Origin of the sequence: Flavobacterium micromati (assembly GCF_900129585.1) — a bacterium.
Taxonomy (GTDB): domain Bacteria; phylum Bacteroidota; class Bacteroidia; order Flavobacteriales; family Flavobacteriaceae; genus Flavobacterium; species Flavobacterium micromati.
On sequence record NZ_FQWF01000007.1, the window covers coordinates 171019 to 186440 of the forward strand.

Consider the following 15422-nt stretch of genomic DNA (forward strand, 5'->3'; position numbering starts at 1 on the left):
GCTTTATTTTTTTAAAATCCAAGTACTCATTTTGTCAAGAACTCTGGGAGAAATAGTTTGTTCTATTTCTCCATATTCCGCGAATGCTCCTGTTTTGCACTCTTGGAAAAGATGATTCAGTCCCTCGAATTCGTAGGTCTCAAAGTTTTTATTTTTAGCTTTTGTCAATGATTTATTAATTGCTGCTAAATTATCTTTGGCAGGAACCTGAAAATCTAAACTTCCATTAATTGCTAAAACAGGAATTTTTACTTTAGATAAATAGAAATCGGGATTAAAATTTATGAAGTATCGAAACCATGGCCCTGATAATTGGCTAATTTGATCATTGTTCATCTTTTCTCCAGTAGTTTCAATAAATGATCGTAAGTCTTTTTCGAAAGTAGCTCCAGTGTAATTTTTGATAAAGACGTAGGTCTTCTGATTTGATTTTTTATTATCTAGTAAGTTTTTTTCGGGCATACCAGTTAATTTTCCCCCTAAGTAGTTTTGTTGCACTAATAATTCGTCCAGAGGAGTTCCAGGCCCAGCCATTAAGACCATAAAGCGTACATTTTTATTCTTGTTAGCTACCATAGGAGCAATCATTCCGCCTTCGCTGTGTCCTATCAATCCAATATTACCGTATCCTTTGTCAGTTAAGAATGCCACAGCACTACTAATATCATTTGCATAATTATCTGAAGTATCAGTGTTAGCTCCCTTAGAAGATCCACCTATTCCACGATCATCAAGGCGTAGTGTAGCAATCCCTTTATTTGCAAAATCATCAGCAATAACTGCAAATGGTTTGTGGTTAAAAATTTCTTCATCGCGATTTTGCCTACCTGAACCAGTAATCATAATCAGAATGGGTGAATTTTCATTAAAATTTTTCGGTATTGAAAGTGTACCTGCTAAAGTATTTTTGTCTGTGGGATTGACAAAACTAACCTCTTCAATATTGTATTTAAATGGCGCTTTAGGCGATTGTGGCCTATTTATAGGCTTTACTACCACCTCTTTATTTTGTCGAATAAGAGATAGCGGAATTTCCATATCTCCTTGCTTAAAAACACCTTCAATATTTTCGTTAACATATTTTCCAGAATAGTTCAACCCTAATGACGGTACGTTTATCACGAGTTGATTGTCAATAAAACTAGTAGATTTAACAGGAATATTAGTAGCGCCTTGTTTGGGACTATCTATACTTGAAACGAGGTTATTACCATCTTTTTTTATATGGATTATTAGCGGGAGCTGCATTCCTTGAACATTCAGTTCTCCCGACCAAGAACCCGTTATTTCTTGTGCAAATAGGAATTGCATGGATAATAATGAAAGAATTAAAATTTTTGTTTTCATGATTTTTGTTTTTATTATTAGACAATAGAAGTAAGTCTCAACAAATTTTACAATTTGAAAAGGGAATTGAGTTTGAAATAAAGTAGCGTATTCGTAACTAGATTAGAGATCTAGATAGTGTATATAAACTTGATGAAAAATTAAGAAAGTGAATAATGAGATAACAAGCAATACGGTGTGTTGCCATTTTTTGAGGTTTGTAGCGGTTTTAAAACCATTGTAAAGGAGTACAAATCCATACACAATAATGGTCAAAAGTAGGAGAATACAAGCTACTAATAGTATTACGCTGGGCGCGCTTACCTCAATGCTAGGCGCTGTTCCAATATTTGTTTGTAGTTTTCTTGCCAGTGTATCCATTCCGCTATATTTTATATATAATAATACAAGAAAGTTGGGAGCTTGACAAATTAACACCGTGTTTACGATATCAATAAAGCGGGTCTTTTTGTTAAAAAGTAAAGCCATAAGAAATATAAATATTATGGCAGAAACAGTACTTATAACACATAAAAGTATGGCGGTTGAAAACGACAGATTTTCATTTGGAGTAAAATGAAATATACTATCCATTCTTGTTTTTGTAAAAAAGCAGACAAAGGAATTGATCCAGAAAACTAAAAAACCAAAAACAAACAATTGTTTTTCTGAAAACTTTGAAAACGGATTAAAGATGGTTTGCCAATTCATAATTAAAATTTTAAATTTTTGATTTTTTCAATAAGATCATCCATTTTATTGCGCATGGTCGGATAAGAGTTTCCCGCTTGCTTTGCCATCTCTTTGATGCTGCCACTGCTTAGAAAAAATTCTAGTATAAAATCTTGTTCTTCTCTATTAAGTTTTAAGTATAGTGGTAAGTCGTAATTTCCATTGACTTCGGTGGTGCATTGCTCACATTTCATCTGACTTACACGAAGCGAATTTTCGCAACTTGGACAAACAATTGGTAGTTTCATTTTAATAAAATTAAATATATTTTTAACAAAGTTAAAAAAATATTTAATTTATATCAATTTTTTTTACTAAAATTTTAGAATAGAAAAATACGTAATTAAAATAAATCTCGCTTTTAGGCACAAAAAATCCCAAACACTATTAATTGATATTTGGGATTTCTTCAAATTTCTACAATTTATGCCTTTTAAATGGCGTCGTTGGAGTTTACTCTTTCGTATCTTCTTTTTTATCAGCTGGTTGACTGTCTTTGGATGCATTTTTAAATTCTTTAAGTCCGCTTCCTAAACCTTTCATCAATTCTGGGATTTTCTTACCACCAAAAAGTAATAAAACAATCGCTAATATAACAAGGATTTCTGTAACACCTAATCTTCCCATGATAGAATAATTTTTTGCCTCGGCAAGTTTTTAATAAACAGTACAGCAAAGGTAGATAGAATTAGTTAACTGAAAACCATTTTACTCAATTTATTTAAATTTACAACAGTTAAAAAATTGCTAATTATTTGAAAGGTGCTTTCTGAATTCGACATTAAGGAACACAAATACACAATAATAGCTATATTTGTTCTCAATTGAAATGACATGTTAAAAACAAAGTTGAAGAAACTCAAAATAAAAGAAAATTTATTCAATAAAAGACGTTTGATAATTTTAAACGAGGATACTTTTGAGGAAACCTTTTCGCTCAAATTAACGTTAATGAATGTTTTTGTCTTTGCAACTTTGGGTGCGATAATTATCACATTTGTTACCACTTTTATTATCGCTTTTACTACGTTACGCGAATTTATTCCTGGTTATTCCTCTACTAAGCTTAAAAAAGACGCTACAGAACTCGCTTTAAAATCAGATTCGCTGACAATCGCATTGAAGAAAAATGAAGTTTATATTTTATCGATTAAAAAAGTGCTGACAGGAAAATTAGATTATGCAAAATTCAATAAAGATTCTATTATTGCTGCTACAGAACTTACAATTAAACCTGAAAAATTAAAAGCTTCTGAAGAAGAATTAGAATTAAGAGATCAGATTTTAGAGGAAGAAAAAAATGTTCAACTCAATAAAGCTTTTACACCCGAGGAGGGAAATAGTAAAAAATCAAAAAAGTAAAAACTTTGTGCCTTTGTGTCCCTCATCTGAAAGGCGAGGCTCGTGGCAAAACAAAATTAACTATGTCTATAAAATCTGTTGCAGCAAAACTTTTTGCAAAAAAAATCTATAAAAAAACGCAGTCTTGGGTTGTAAATCCTATTGCAACTCAAAATAAAGTCTTTTTAGAATTAATAAAAGAGGCTAAAAACACACAGTTTGGTATTGATCATAATTTCGAACAAATCAAAACTACTGCAGATTTTTCTAAACATGTTCCAGTTCGTGATTATGAAGGGCTAAAGCCCTATATTGATAAGGTAGTAAAAGGTGCCGAAAATATACTTTGGAAAGGAAAACCACTTTATTTTGCTAAAACCTCTGGGACAACTTCTGGGGCAAAATACATTCCGCTCACTAAGGAATCTATGCCTTATCACATCGAAGCAGCTAGAAATGCAATTTTGCACTACATACATGAAACAGGGAATGCTGATTTTGTAGATGGAAAAATGATTTTTCTTCAGGGAAGCCCGATTTTGGAGAAAAAAAACGGTCTACAATTTGGTCGTTTGTCTGGAATTGTGGCTCATTTTGTTCCAAAATACCTTCAAAAAAATAGAATGCCATCGTGGGAAACCAATTGCATTGAGGATTGGGAAACTAAGGTAAATGCAATTGTTGAGGAGACATTTAATGAAAATATGTCGATTATTTCGGGAATTCCATCTTGGGTGCAAATGTATTTTGAAAAATTACAGCAAAAAGGAGGGAAGCCAGTGGGTGAAATTTTTAAAAATTTCAATTTGTTTATTTACGGCGGTGTTAATTATGAACCTTATCGCGCCAAATTTGAGAATCTTATTGGTCGGAAAGTAGATAGTATCGAATTATTCCCGGCTTCAGAAGGATTTTTTGCCTACCAAGATTCTCAAAAAGAAAAGGGAATGTTACTGTTATTAAACGCTGGAATTTTTTATGAATTTATAAGAAGTGACGAATTCCAAAATGAAAATTCAAAACGTTATACAATTGGTGAAGTAGAATTGAATGTGAATTACGTTTTAATCATTTCCACAAATGCAGGACTTTGGGCTTATAATATTGGCGACACTGTTCAATTTGTTTCCTTAAAACCGTATCGAATTGTCGTTTCGGGAAGAATTAAACATTACATTTCTGCTTTTGGCGAACATGTAATTGGTAAGGAAGTAGAAAACGCTTTGCAAGAGGCAATCATTGGAACTGATATTCGCATAAATGAATTTACAGTTGCTCCACAAATCACGCCAGAATCTGGTTTACCCTATCACGAATGGTTTATAGAATTTGAAAACGAACCAAAGGACAGTAGCGCTTTTGCGGAAGCGATAGACAGCGCAATGCGAAAACAAAATATGTATTACGATGATTTAATCGTGGGTAAAGTATTGCAGAAAGTAATTGTTACAAAAGTAGCCAAAAACGGATTTCAAGATTACATGAAATCGATAGGGAAATTAGGGGGACAAAATAAAATCCCTAGACTTTCTGACAATAGGAATATTGTTGACTTATTAAAAAGAAAATAAAGGAAAATGAAAAATTTTTACGTGCTTGTATTTTTTGTTTATTTTTCAATGAGTTCGCAGATCAATGGAACTGTCGTTGATGAGAAAAATCAAGCTATTGCTTATGTCAACATTTGGGTAGAAAATGAAAACATAGGAACGACCTCTAATCAAAAAGGTCAGTTTTTCATAAATTCCACTATTGAAAAAGTATTAATTTTCTCTGCAGTAGGTTTTGAATTAAAGAAAATTAAAATTGTCGATAAAGAAATAGTGACTTTGCAAACCGCCATTTATAATTTAAATGAAGTTGTAATAAGTAAAAGCAAAGGATCAATAGAAAGAGAAATTGGAAATTTTAAAAAATCTATTACAAGCCATCTATCAGGTTCTGTGCCTTGGATTTATGCGAAGCGATTTGAATTTAATGGAGTGTATAAAAAAACTCCTTTTTTAAAAAATGCTATAGTATTTACAAAGAGCAAAATAAAAAACGCTAAATTCAAATTGAGAATTTTTGCAGTTCAAGAAAATGGTTTCCCAGCAGAAGATTTATTAAAAGAAGATGTTGTAGTTGTTGTCAAAAGTGGTAAGAACAAAAATGTGATTGATCTGTCCAAATTCAAACTAATATTTCCACATAATGGAATCTTTCTAGCTTATGAATGGATGATAATTGAAGAAAACAAATATTTATATAAAACTAATTTTAAGGGATCATCAAAGAATTATTCTATAAATTATGCTCCAGCTGTACTAGTGAATAAAGTTGAAACGGAAAATACATTTATGTATCGAGAAGGGCGATGGATGTCAAGAAAAGGTTCTTCAATGAATGAAAATTCAAACAACGTAATAATAGAGCCCGCAATTAATCTTACATTAACAAATTAAAACATAAAAAAACTAACTTTGCAGGTTAGAAAATAATTATAAAATGAAAGAAACTAAAAATATATCTCGTTCGCGAGCGCAGGAATCATCAGCAGCTATTGAAAAAATGTACATTACAATGCGCCACTTGTTCAATAGAGGTTTTTACAAACCAATGGGGATTTCAGGCGACACATTACGAGAAGCTTTATTAGCGTTGCGCCCAGAGATTTATGGAAATATTGCCGAAGATAAAGTAGAGTTAAATGGACTTTTATACGTTATAGAGCGTTTGCCAGTAGGAATTGAAGAATGCCGATTTATTAATTTAACTTCAGAGGAAGGGTATTCTAAATCGCATTTTCAAGCGATTGTTCCGCCAAAAAGACGCAGGAATTGTTACCGTATTGATGAAGAACAAATGAATGTTGAAATAACTAGAGGTAGATCAGATATTTATGATATTTTGACACATTTGACGTTTATATTTATCGAATCACACAAAATTAGAAATCGCGTTTTACTTGATGATGCAGGCGAAGTTTCGCGTGACTGGTTTAAACTAGAACAAGCGGTTTCTCAAAAGAAAAAACTGACTCTTGTAGAAAAAGAAAAAGCCATTTCTCACGCTGCTAATATTTTAGGAAGAACTTTTGAAGAAGTATTAGATATATACGATGCTTTTGGTTCAGTGGTTGCGCCAGATCGTTTTTTGCACGTTATTTTTTGGTTGGGGAAATTGGCAATTGAAGAGATTGTAGATGATAATAAACGAACAATTACGTTTAGTCCTATTTTAAGAGAACGTTTAGGACATCATATTCACGGAGAAATTTGGGCCACAAACATCAAAGAAGTTTTAAAGGCAAACCAGCTTTTAGATCGCCCTATTCATGTAATTAGTGCCAATATGCACTCGGTTATGAATTCTATCTTTGCTACGGAGGTTTTAAAAACTAAATTTAAAGACAAATCGGATTTCTTTATTTACGAAGAACTGAGTAGATCTGGTGCCGATGAGGTTCGGAACCAAGTTACAGCAGTGGCATTGAAACAAGGAATGATTTCGTTGCCAGACAGTTCTGGAACAAATATCGATGTTCAAATATTTGATACAGCCAAAATTGATTGGAAAAAAACCTCTTTTACTACAGCAAATACTGGAGATAAACAACCAGTGTTAATTGTAATGGATTACGCTTTTGGAGAGCAAGCCTATGAAACTATAGATGAATTATTGAAACCATTCAAGAAAGACACATTGCTTAATGTAGAATCAGTATCTATCATGGGAAAAGCAGGAATTCTAGAAGGCGGAAAAGGAGATATTATGATTCCAAATGCACACATCAATGAAGGAACTGCGGATAATTATTATTTTGAAAATGAACTAACTGCAGAAATGTTTGAAGGAAATGACATTGCAGTTTTTGCAGGTCCAATGGTTACGGTTTTGGGAACTTCATTACAAAATAGAGATTTACTAAAATTCTTCCATGAATCAACTTGGGGAATAATTGGACTAGAAATGGAAGGCTCTTATTATCAAAAAGCCATTCAATCGGCTTCAAAAATTAGAAAAAGTGTGCCGCATGATGTGAAAGTAAGATATGCTTATTACGCATCAGATAATCCGCTGGAAACAGGAAGTACACTAGCCTCCGGAGGATTAGGAACTACAGGTGTTAAACCAACTTATTTGATCACTATAAAAATTTTAGAACAAATTTTTAATATAAAATAAACTAACTAGATGAGGAATTTAATTCTTCTTTCACAAACGCAAAAACTATGAAAAGAATTTTAATCACCGGCGCCGCAGGATTTTTAGGCTCACATCTTTGTGACCGATTTATAAAAGAAGGTTATTTTGTTATTGGTATGGACAATCTCATTACCGGTGATTTAAAAAACATCGAACATCTTTTTAAATTAGAACATTTTGAATTTTACCATCACGACATAACTAAGTTCGTTCACATTCCTGGAGATTTAGATTATATCCTTCACTTTGCTTCACCAGCAAGTCCAATTGATTATTTAAAAATTCCTATTCAAACACTTAAAGTAGGTTCTTTAGGAACGCACAATCTTTTAGGTTTAGCTCGTGTAAAAAATGCGCGAATTCTTATTGCTTCAACCTCGGAAGTATATGGCGATCCTTTGGTTCATCCACAAACAGAAGAATATTATGGAAATGTGAACACAATTGGCCCACGTGGCGTATATGACGAGGCCAAACGTTTTCAAGAATCGATAACTATGGCGTATCATACTTTTCACGGCGTAGAAACCAGAATTGTTCGAATTTTTAATACTTATGGACCTAGAATGAGACTCAACGATGGTCGTGTGATTCCGGCATTTATAGGTCAAGCAATTCGTGGCGAAGATTTAACGATTTTTGGAGATGGAATGCAAACTCGTTCTTTTTGCTACGTTGATGATCAAGTAGAAGGAATTTTTAGATTATTGCATTCAGATTATGTTTATCCAGTAAATATTGGTAATCCAAATGAAATTACCATTAAAGACTTTGCTGATGAGATTATAAAGTTAACAGGTACAAGTCAAAAAGTAGTGTATCATCCTTTACCAATAAACGATCCTTTACAGCGTCAACCGGATATTACAAAAGCAAAACAGTTACTAGGATGGGAGGCTAAAGTAGGTCGCGCTGAAGGAATGAAAATCACTTACGATTATTTTAAGTCACTATCTAACGAAGAATTATCAAAAGAGGAGCATAAAGATTTCTCAAATTATATAAGGTAGTGAAGACAAGAGCAGGAAGATATTCAGCCTATATCCGCCCTTTCTCATACATGATTGATTTAATTGTCATCAATGCCTTGTCTGTTTACATTGGTCCGTTTCATGAAAACCAACTTTTGTATGCATTTTTTATTAGTAGTGCTTGGATTGTTATCGCTACTTATTTTGGGTTTTATGAGGTGTATCGTTATACTAGAGTTATTGCAATTCTCAACAAATCCCTGAAACAGACTGTTTTATTTGGAGTTATGTGTCTTGCGTTAGAGCTTTATTTTTCAGCATTTGCCTATCAAGATAAAGTAGTTTTCTATGTTTTAATCTCACTATCAGTTGTTCTTTCGATCAAACTTTTTATCTATTATTTTTTAAGAAAATTTCGTGTTTTATATGGTGGAAATTCTAGAACGGTTGTTTTACTGGGGAATGATAATAATATTGCTCCCTTAAAACACTTTTTTACTGATAATCCAGACTATGGTTACAACTTAACTAAAGTATTTTTTTTTGATAAAGATAAAAATGACACGATAAAGGAATGTCTTTTATTTGTATCTAAAAATAAAATAGATGAAATTTATTGCGCTATGGCTGATTTATCAGAAAATATGGTAGCTGATATCATCGATTTTGCTGATAACAATTTGAAAACAGTAAAATTTATTCCAGATGATAAACAAATGCTTTCCTCAAATGTAAAGTTTGAATTCTACGACTATATTCCGGTTATTTCATTAAGAAATATATTGCAGGAGGAAAGTTTTAATAAAGTAATTAAACGCGCTTTTGACCTTATTTTCTCATTAATTATAATAATTGGAGTTTTATCGTGGCTTATTCCAATTATGGCTATACTAATTAAATTAGATTCGAAAGGACCTTTGTTTTTTGTCCAAAAAAGAAACGGGTTAAATTATAAAGATTTTGATTGTTATAAATTTAGATCTATGGAATTAAATGATACTGCTGATATGGAGTTGACTTCTAAAAATGATACGAGAATAACTAATATAGGTAAATTTATTCGCAAAACTAGTATTGATGAACTGCCACAATTTATCAACGTCTTTTTGGGCGAAATGTCTGTCGTGGGACCAAGACCTCACATGGTTAGTGTAGCCAATATCTATGCTGCCAAAGTCGATAAATTTATGGTGCGGCATTTTGTAAAACCAGGTATCACGGGCCTAGCACAAACCAAAGGTTACAGGGGCGAAGTAGAAAAAGACGGAGATATCATAAACCGAGTAAAATATGATATTTTTTACATTGAAAATTGGTCACTTTTACTAGATATAAAGATTATTTTAATTACAATATACAACACACTAAGAGGTGATGAAAAAGCATATTAATAATGCAAAATCCACTTGTATCTATAATTACTCCTTGCTATAATTCTGAGAAATTTATTCAGGAAACAATTCAATCTGTTCAAAATCAAACCTACCAAAACTGGGAAATGATTATTGTTGATGACGCTTCTACAGATGAAACAGTCGCTATCATTGATAAAATTGCAAGTATTGATTACAGAATTAAAGTTAATAAACTAAATAAAAATTCGGGAACTGGAATTGCGAGAAATAAAGCTCTTGATTTTGCAAATGGAAAATACATTGCGTTTCTAGATGCCGATGATTTATGGAAGCCAGAAAAATTAAAAACACAAGTTAATTTTCTTCAGTCTAATAATATACCTTTTACTTTTTCCTATTATGAATGCATAAACGAAGAGGGAAAGCCATTGAATATAGCAATCGAAGCACCGAAACATCTTTCCTATCGACAACTATTTTTTTGCAATTATGTTGGTAATCTCACGGGTATTTATGATGTTGATTATTTTGGAAAAATAAGTATTTCTTCAACTAGAAAGCGACAAGATTGGATGTTGTGGCTCACTATTTTACAAAAAATTAAAGTAGCTCACATTGTTCCGCAAAGTTTAGCCTACTACAGAGTCCGACAAAATTCAATTTCGGCCTCAAAATTTGATTTAGTGAAGCACAATTACGCTGTTTACAAAACGTTTCATGAACTTACTGTTGTTAAATCGATAATATGCATGATCATTTTTTTATTTACTCAATTAGTAGTTAAACCACGTTACATTAAACCATCGATTTAAACTGTTTTAACTTTCCGCGACTACTTCTTTCCAAACGTTCTTTTCGAGTAAAGATAAAATGTAAATTAGGTTCAAGATACAATTCTATTGCTTTTTCAATTTTTTTTATTTGTTCCAAATGCAATTCGGTTTCACTCACATAGTCAATTTCAAAAGCATTAATTCTGGTTTGTTTAATGATGAATTCTTTCACATTTCCGTCATCTTCAATGATACTTTTTGTCACATAATAAAAAGTCAATCCGGGCGCTTTTTTTCCGCTGGGTAAAATGGCAATGTCATTGGTTCGTCCAATTAATTTTTTTAAAATAGGTTTTTGTAAAGTGCTTTTTTTGTCTAGAATTCCAATGTCGCCTATATCATATCGTATAAACGGATGCGCTTTGTTAAACAAAGATGTAATTACAATTCGGCCTGAAGAACCATTGGCAACAGGTTGATTATCGTCGTCTAAAATCTCTATCATTAAAGTTTCGGCATTCACTTGCCATTCTAAATTTGGATTCTGAAAAGCAATTAAATCTAATTCTGAAGCGCCATATTCATTAACAATAGTAATTCCAAATTGCTTTTCCAGCAGTAGTTTATCATCTTCAAAAAGCATTTCAGAAGTTACCATACAGACTTTCAAAGTAGGGCAAACGTCTTTTAATATGATGCCTTTTTTCTTTAAAAATTTGGCAAACAGAACAATCGAACTGGTATAACCATTAATGTAATCAAATTTCGATTTCTTAAATTTCAGAAGCATTTTTTCTAAAACTAAATCTGATAAATCAAAAATAGAGAACCGAAAACGGTGACTTAAAAAATCTTTAATTCTTTCTTTTTTATTGCCAAAAAAGTCCAGCGGAATTCCATAAAAACGGGCTTGATACGAAGTATTAAAATCAATTCCGTACCATCCAAAACGGTACATATTGGAAGCCCAAGTTAATGCATGACAGTATTTATCTTTTGCAAAAACAAATGGAGTGCCACTGGAACCCGAAGTTTTGTTAATATAAATATCTTTTAAAGAGTAACCTTTTGAAAGTCTTTCTAAAAGTGATTTTTGTAAATTGTGTTTGTTCAAAATAGGTAAATCGCTCCAGTTAGAAATTATTTTTGAGCCGGATAGCTGCTGGTAAAAAGAATTATTTGCCAAGTGAAATGCAACAATTTCTTGTTTTTTGTTTTCCAGAAATAGTTTGTATTCTTCTTCATTGAATGCCACAATTTTTTGTAGTTCAATTTTGGCTTTGTTTATTGGGAAACCATTTACTTGAAGTGAAATGTCGAAAAGTGGAATCATACAAACTGATATTTTATCAAAAATAATATTTACTAAGATGTAATGAATAGTAAATATCAGTTTTTTAAGAATTAATTATTTTTTAAGTTTAAAACTAATTATTTTTGCAATCACTTGAAAAAGTGAACACACAACTAAACAACTATAAATGACAATTTTACTATTAGGTTCTGGTGGAAGAGAACATGCATTCGCATGGAAAATGGTTCAAAGTCCGCTTTGCGAAACCCTTTTTGTTGCTCCAGGAAATGCTGGCACAGCTACAATTGCTACAAATGTTGCAATGAGTATAACTGATTTTGAAGCTATTAAAACATTCGTTATTCAAGAAAAAGTATCGATGGTTGTTGTAGGTCCAGAAGATCCATTAGTAAAAGGAATCTATGACTTTTTCTTGAACGATGCCGATTTAAAAAATGTTCCTGTTATTGGCCCATCTAAATTAGGTGCGCAATTGGAGGGAAGTAAGGAATTTGCAAAAGAATTCTTAATTAGACATAAAATCCCTACTGCTGCTTACGATAGTTTTACTGGCGAAACTGTTGAAAACGGCTGTCAATTTCTAGAAACATTACAGCCGCCTTACGTTTTAAAAGCTGATGGGCTAGCAGCTGGAAAAGGTGTTCTTATCATTCAAGATTTGGCGGAAGCCAAAGAAGAATTGCGAAACATGCTCGTTCATCAAAAATTTGGTGCAGCAAGTGCAAAAGTTGTTATTGAGGAATTTTTAGATGGAATAGAACTAAGCTGTTTTGTGCTAACCGATGGAAAAAATTATAAAATCTTACCAACTGCTAAAGATTATAAACGAATTGGTGAAGGCGATACAGGATTAAATACAGGCGGAATGGGAGCTGTTTCTCCGGTTCCTTATGTTGACGCTGTATTGATGGAGAAAATTGAAACGCGCATTGTAAAACCAACTATTGCCGGTTTTCAAAAAGATGGAATTCCGTACAAAGGATTTGTTTTTATCGGACTGATTAATGTAAATAATGAACCCATCGTAATTGAATACAATGTGCGAATGGGTGATCCTGAAACAGAAGTTGTAATCCCAAGATTAAAAACAGATTTGGTACAGTTGTTTTTAGCTGTAGCCAATGAAAAACTAGATCAAATTACGCTAGAAATAGATGAACGAAGTGCGACAACGGTTATGCTAACTTCGGGAGGTTATCCAGAAAATTTCGAAAAAGGGAAAATTATTTCAGGACTCGAAAACATAGAAGATTCAATCGTTTTCCACGCAGGAACTAAACTAGATAATGGAAACGTGGTATCAAATGGAGGACGTGTTTTAGCAGTGACTTCTTATGGAAATAACTTTGAAGAGGCCATAAAAAAATCTTATCAAAACATAGGTAAACTAAGTTTTGATAAGATGTATTTTAGAAAAGATATTGGAAACGATTTAAAATAGATTCTAATAGCCGTTTACTCTTTTTTATTTCAAGAAAGAGTGAGCGGTAGTATCTTGTTTCTCAGTTCCAGATTCTTCAAAAATTTTCAATTGTTTGACCCAGTAAACCAAGGCTGAGGCACAAATAATCACAAAAATCCAGTTGATTGTGTTAGCAACAAACCAAGAGGAAAGCTCTAAAGAGCGTAAAAAGTTTAGTGGAACAAATAAAATGTCGACAAATAGGTATTGTATTGCTTCGAAAAATGCTTTCATAATATATAAAAATTAATTTTAGTAGTTATTTTTTTGGATGCTGAAGGATCAAATCGATTATTTTAAATAATGTTTTGACCTTGCAGAGTTTCCTTTTTAAACAAGTATTATATTTACAGTCACAAAAGTATAAAATATCCTTATGATAACAAGTGTTTTTAGAAAATCTACACCGTTAAATTTTTCAATGGTCGTAATTTTGATGCTGGTTTTCTTTTCCATATTCCAATTTCAAGATCTATCTTTTACAAATTCTACTTTTTCAATATTGAATAAAGTTGGATTATTCTGTCTTTTAATAATTTCTATGTTTATCTCAAGCTTTATTGCAAAGAGAAATGGATTGACCAGAGACAGTGCATTTACAATATTTTTTTACTTGCTTTTTTTACTTTTTTTTCCATCTGTTTTAAATAATGCAAATTTAATAATTGCAAACTTTTTTATTCTTTTAGCAATCCGTCGTCTGGTTTCATTGCAATCACTCAAAACTTCGAAAGAAAAGATATTTGATGCATCATTTTGTATTTTTGTCGCAGCTTTATTTCATTTTTGGAGTATACTTTTTATTTTACTCGTTTTTATATCTATTATTTTACATGTAGCCAGAGATTATAGAAACTGGATTTTGCCATTTATAGCGCTGTTAAGCGTTTTAATTTTGTTTTTAATTTTTACTACGTACTTTGATATAAATAGTTTAGAATTGCTTTTCAAGGGCGTTCAAACTAATTTTGAAATCGATTATTTTACTAATTATTATCAAAACGGTGCCTTTTCAATTTTTGCAACCATAGCACTATTTTTTATCGTTTCAATATTTATTACCTTATCAAGTAAGCCACAATTATTGCACACATCCTACAAAAAAATTATCGCATCTTTTTTTATTGGAATATTAGTTTTTGTAGTTTCAGCAAATAAAAGTAGTGATTTGCTAATTTTTACAATTGCACCTTTATCTATTTTGGCAACTACTCATATTGAGATGCCGCAACTAAAACTAAATCAGGAATTAGTTTTTTACTCACTAATTGTTTGTAGTATGTTTGCTTTTTTTAGTCAGTTATAATTTTTTTCCGTAAGCTAAATCACCAGCGTCGCCAAGCCCTGGAACAATATAATTATGTTCGTTTAGATTGTCATCTAATGCTGCAATCCATAGATGACAGTTTTCAGGCAAATGATTTTGAAGGTGTGCAATTCCTTCTGGAGTAGCAATTACCACCGCAATATGAATCTCTTTTGGAGTGCCTTTTTCGATTAATTTATTAAATACTGCAACAATAGATTGACCCGTAGCAAGCATTGGATCGAGTAGTAAAACATTTTTATTATTTATATCGGCAACGGCTTGATAATCTACTTTTATCTCAAAGTAGTCGTCATTATTGGGATGGTATCTAAAGGCAGAAATAAAACCATTTTCAGCACTGTCAAAATAGTTTAAAAATCCTTGATGCATAGGCAAACCTGCGCGTAGAATGGAACATAAAACGAGTTGGTCATTTATTTGGGTTGTTTTTTTTGTTCCAAGCGGCGTTTGAATTTCTACATCGCTATAATGAAGCTCTTTACTCAATTCATAAGCCATTATTTCGCCAATACGCTCAATGTTTCTACGAAAACGCATGCTATCATTGTGGATATTAATATCTCTAATTTGTCCCAAAAAGTGATTTAAGACGCTATTTTTTTCTGATAAATTATGAATTTGCATGGATT

At 32.1% G+C, this 15422-nt stretch carries 16 protein-coding genes; 9 read left to right on the top strand and 7 right to left on the bottom strand.

The window, feature by feature from the left end:
- Nucleotides 1–3 precede the first annotated feature (3 nt).
- The 4 genes from BUB42_RS09195 to tatA all read right to left on the bottom strand — a co-directional run bounded on the left by BUB42_RS09195 (nt 4) and on the right by tatA (nt 2685).
- Nucleotides 4–1347 carry an alpha/beta hydrolase family protein gene (locus BUB42_RS09195; RefSeq protein ID WP_073019442.1) on the bottom strand — a complete coding sequence of 448 codons (1344 nt, stop codon included), beginning with the start codon at nt 1345–1347 and terminating at the stop codon, nt 4–6.
- 102 nt (nt 1348–1449) lie between these two features.
- Nucleotides 1450–2037 (bottom strand): YIP1 family protein, encoded by a 588-nt coding sequence (locus BUB42_RS09200; protein WP_073019444.1) that lies wholly within the window; start codon nt 2035–2037, stop codon nt 1450–1452.
- 2 nt (nt 2038–2039) lie between these two features.
- Nucleotides 2040–2306: a DUF2089 family protein gene (locus BUB42_RS09205; protein WP_073019446.1), complete on the bottom strand. Its 267-nt coding sequence runs from the start codon at nt 2304–2306 to the stop codon at nt 2040–2042.
- A 205-nt stretch (nt 2307–2511) separates the two neighbouring features.
- Entirely contained in the window at nt 2512–2685 is a 174-nt protein-coding gene (gene tatA / locus BUB42_RS09210; RefSeq protein WP_073019448.1) for a twin-arginine translocase TatA/TatE family subunit, read from the bottom strand.
- A gap of 207 nt (nt 2686–2892) precedes the next feature.
- Here tatA and BUB42_RS09215 point away from each other — a divergent pair, with 207 nt between their 5' ends.
- From BUB42_RS09215 to BUB42_RS09245, 7 genes are all read left to right on the top strand, one after another.
- On the top strand, nt 2893–3420 hold the full coding sequence (locus BUB42_RS09215; protein WP_073019450.1) for a peptidase: 528 nt from the start codon (nt 2893–2895) through the stop codon (nt 3418–3420).
- Nucleotides 3421–3482: 62 nt separating this feature from the next.
- A complete protein-coding gene (locus BUB42_RS09220; protein ID WP_073019452.1) occupies nt 3483–4970 on the top strand; it encodes a GH3 family acyl-acid amido synthetase in 1488 nt (495 codons plus the stop codon).
- 6 nt (nt 4971–4976) lie between these two features.
- Nucleotides 4977–5843: a carboxypeptidase-like regulatory domain-containing protein gene (locus tag BUB42_RS09225; RefSeq protein ID WP_073019454.1), complete on the top strand. Its 867-nt coding sequence runs from the start codon at nt 4977–4979 to the stop codon at nt 5841–5843.
- Between the two features lie 43 nt (nt 5844–5886).
- Nucleotides 5887–7566 (top strand): DUF6909 family protein, encoded by a 1680-nt coding sequence (locus tag BUB42_RS09230; RefSeq protein WP_073019456.1) that lies wholly within the window; start codon nt 5887–5889, stop codon nt 7564–7566.
- A gap of 47 nt (nt 7567–7613) precedes the next feature.
- Nucleotides 7614–8597 carry a UDP-glucuronic acid decarboxylase family protein gene (locus tag BUB42_RS09235; protein WP_073019458.1) on the top strand — a complete coding sequence of 328 codons (984 nt, stop codon included), beginning with the start codon at nt 7614–7616 and terminating at the stop codon, nt 8595–8597.
- Nucleotides 8597–9949, top strand: a complete 1353-nt coding sequence (locus BUB42_RS09240) for an exopolysaccharide biosynthesis polyprenyl glycosylphosphotransferase (protein WP_073019460.1) — start codon at nt 8597–8599, stop codon at nt 9947–9949. Before BUB42_RS09235 ends, BUB42_RS09240 begins: the two co-directional genes overlap by 1 nt.
- 2 nt (nt 9950–9951) lie before the next feature.
- Nucleotides 9952–10725: a glycosyltransferase family 2 protein gene (locus tag BUB42_RS09245; protein ID WP_073019462.1), complete on the top strand. Its 774-nt coding sequence runs from the start codon at nt 9952–9954 to the stop codon at nt 10723–10725.
- Here the strand turns inward: BUB42_RS09245 and BUB42_RS09250 are convergent.
- Nucleotides 10709–12019: a phenylacetate--CoA ligase family protein gene (locus BUB42_RS09250; RefSeq protein ID WP_073019464.1), complete on the bottom strand. Its 1311-nt coding sequence runs from the start codon at nt 12017–12019 to the stop codon at nt 10709–10711. The genes BUB42_RS09245 and BUB42_RS09250 overlap by 17 nt on opposite strands.
- Before the next feature lie 148 nt (nt 12020–12167).
- On the opposite strand from BUB42_RS09250, the gene purD reads away from it, so the two are divergent.
- Complete coding sequence (gene purD / locus BUB42_RS09255; protein ID WP_073019466.1) at nt 12168–13442, top strand: phosphoribosylamine--glycine ligase; 1275 nt, start codon at nt 12168–12170, stop codon at nt 13440–13442.
- Between the two features lie 24 nt (nt 13443–13466).
- On the opposite strand, the gene BUB42_RS09260 is transcribed toward purD, so the two are convergent.
- Nucleotides 13467–13697 (bottom strand): DUF6341 family protein, encoded by a 231-nt coding sequence (locus BUB42_RS09260; protein WP_073019468.1) that lies wholly within the window; start codon nt 13695–13697, stop codon nt 13467–13469.
- Between the two features lie 142 nt (nt 13698–13839).
- Between BUB42_RS09260 and BUB42_RS09265 the strand changes: the two genes are divergently transcribed.
- Nucleotides 13840–14769 (top strand): DUF6427 family protein, encoded by a 930-nt coding sequence (locus BUB42_RS09265; RefSeq protein WP_073019469.1) that lies wholly within the window; start codon nt 13840–13842, stop codon nt 14767–14769.
- Here BUB42_RS09265 and upp read toward each other — a convergent pair.
- Complete coding sequence (upp, locus tag BUB42_RS09270; RefSeq protein WP_073019471.1) at nt 14764–15417, bottom strand: uracil phosphoribosyltransferase; 654 nt, start codon at nt 15415–15417, stop codon at nt 14764–14766. The genes BUB42_RS09265 and upp overlap by 6 nt on opposite strands.
- Between the last annotated feature and the right edge of the window lie 5 nt (nt 15418–15422).

Coding starts and splice junctions, on each gene's coding strand:
- BUB42_RS09220 (WP_073019452.1), top strand. CDS start 3,483: ATGTCTATAAAATCTGTTGCAGCAAAACTTTTTGCAAAAAAAATCTAT.
- BUB42_RS09225 (WP_073019454.1), top strand. CDS start 4,977: ATGAAAAATTTTTACGTGCTTGTATTTTTTGTTTATTTTTCAATGAGT.
- BUB42_RS09195 (WP_073019442.1), bottom strand. CDS start 1,347: ATGAAAACAAAAATTTTAATTCTTTCATTATTATCCATGCAATTCCTA.
- BUB42_RS09250 (WP_073019464.1), bottom strand. CDS start 12,019: ATGATTCCACTTTTCGACATTTCACTTCAAGTAAATGGTTTCCCAATA.
- BUB42_RS09260 (WP_073019468.1), bottom strand. CDS start 13,697: ATGAAAGCATTTTTCGAAGCAATACAATACCTATTTGTCGACATTTTA.
- tatA (WP_073019448.1), bottom strand. CDS start 2,685: ATGGGAAGATTAGGTGTTACAGAAATCCTTGTTATATTAGCGATTGTT.
- purD (WP_073019466.1), top strand. CDS start 12,168: ATGACAATTTTACTATTAGGTTCTGGTGGAAGAGAACATGCATTCGCA.
- BUB42_RS09235 (WP_073019458.1), top strand. CDS start 7,614: ATGAAAAGAATTTTAATCACCGGCGCCGCAGGATTTTTAGGCTCACAT.
- upp (WP_073019471.1), bottom strand. CDS start 15,417: ATGCAAATTCATAATTTATCAGAAAAAAATAGCGTCTTAAATCACTTT.
- BUB42_RS09265 (WP_073019469.1), top strand. CDS start 13,840: ATGATAACAAGTGTTTTTAGAAAATCTACACCGTTAAATTTTTCAATG.
- BUB42_RS09205 (WP_073019446.1), bottom strand. CDS start 2,306: ATGAAACTACCAATTGTTTGTCCAAGTTGCGAAAATTCGCTTCGTGTA.
- BUB42_RS09215 (WP_073019450.1), top strand. CDS start 2,893: ATGTTAAAAACAAAGTTGAAGAAACTCAAAATAAAAGAAAATTTATTC.
- BUB42_RS09230 (WP_073019456.1), top strand. CDS start 5,887: ATGAAAGAAACTAAAAATATATCTCGTTCGCGAGCGCAGGAATCATCA.
- BUB42_RS09200 (WP_073019444.1), bottom strand. CDS start 2,037: ATGAATTGGCAAACCATCTTTAATCCGTTTTCAAAGTTTTCAGAAAAA.
- BUB42_RS09245 (WP_073019462.1), top strand. CDS start 9,952: ATGCAAAATCCACTTGTATCTATAATTACTCCTTGCTATAATTCTGAG.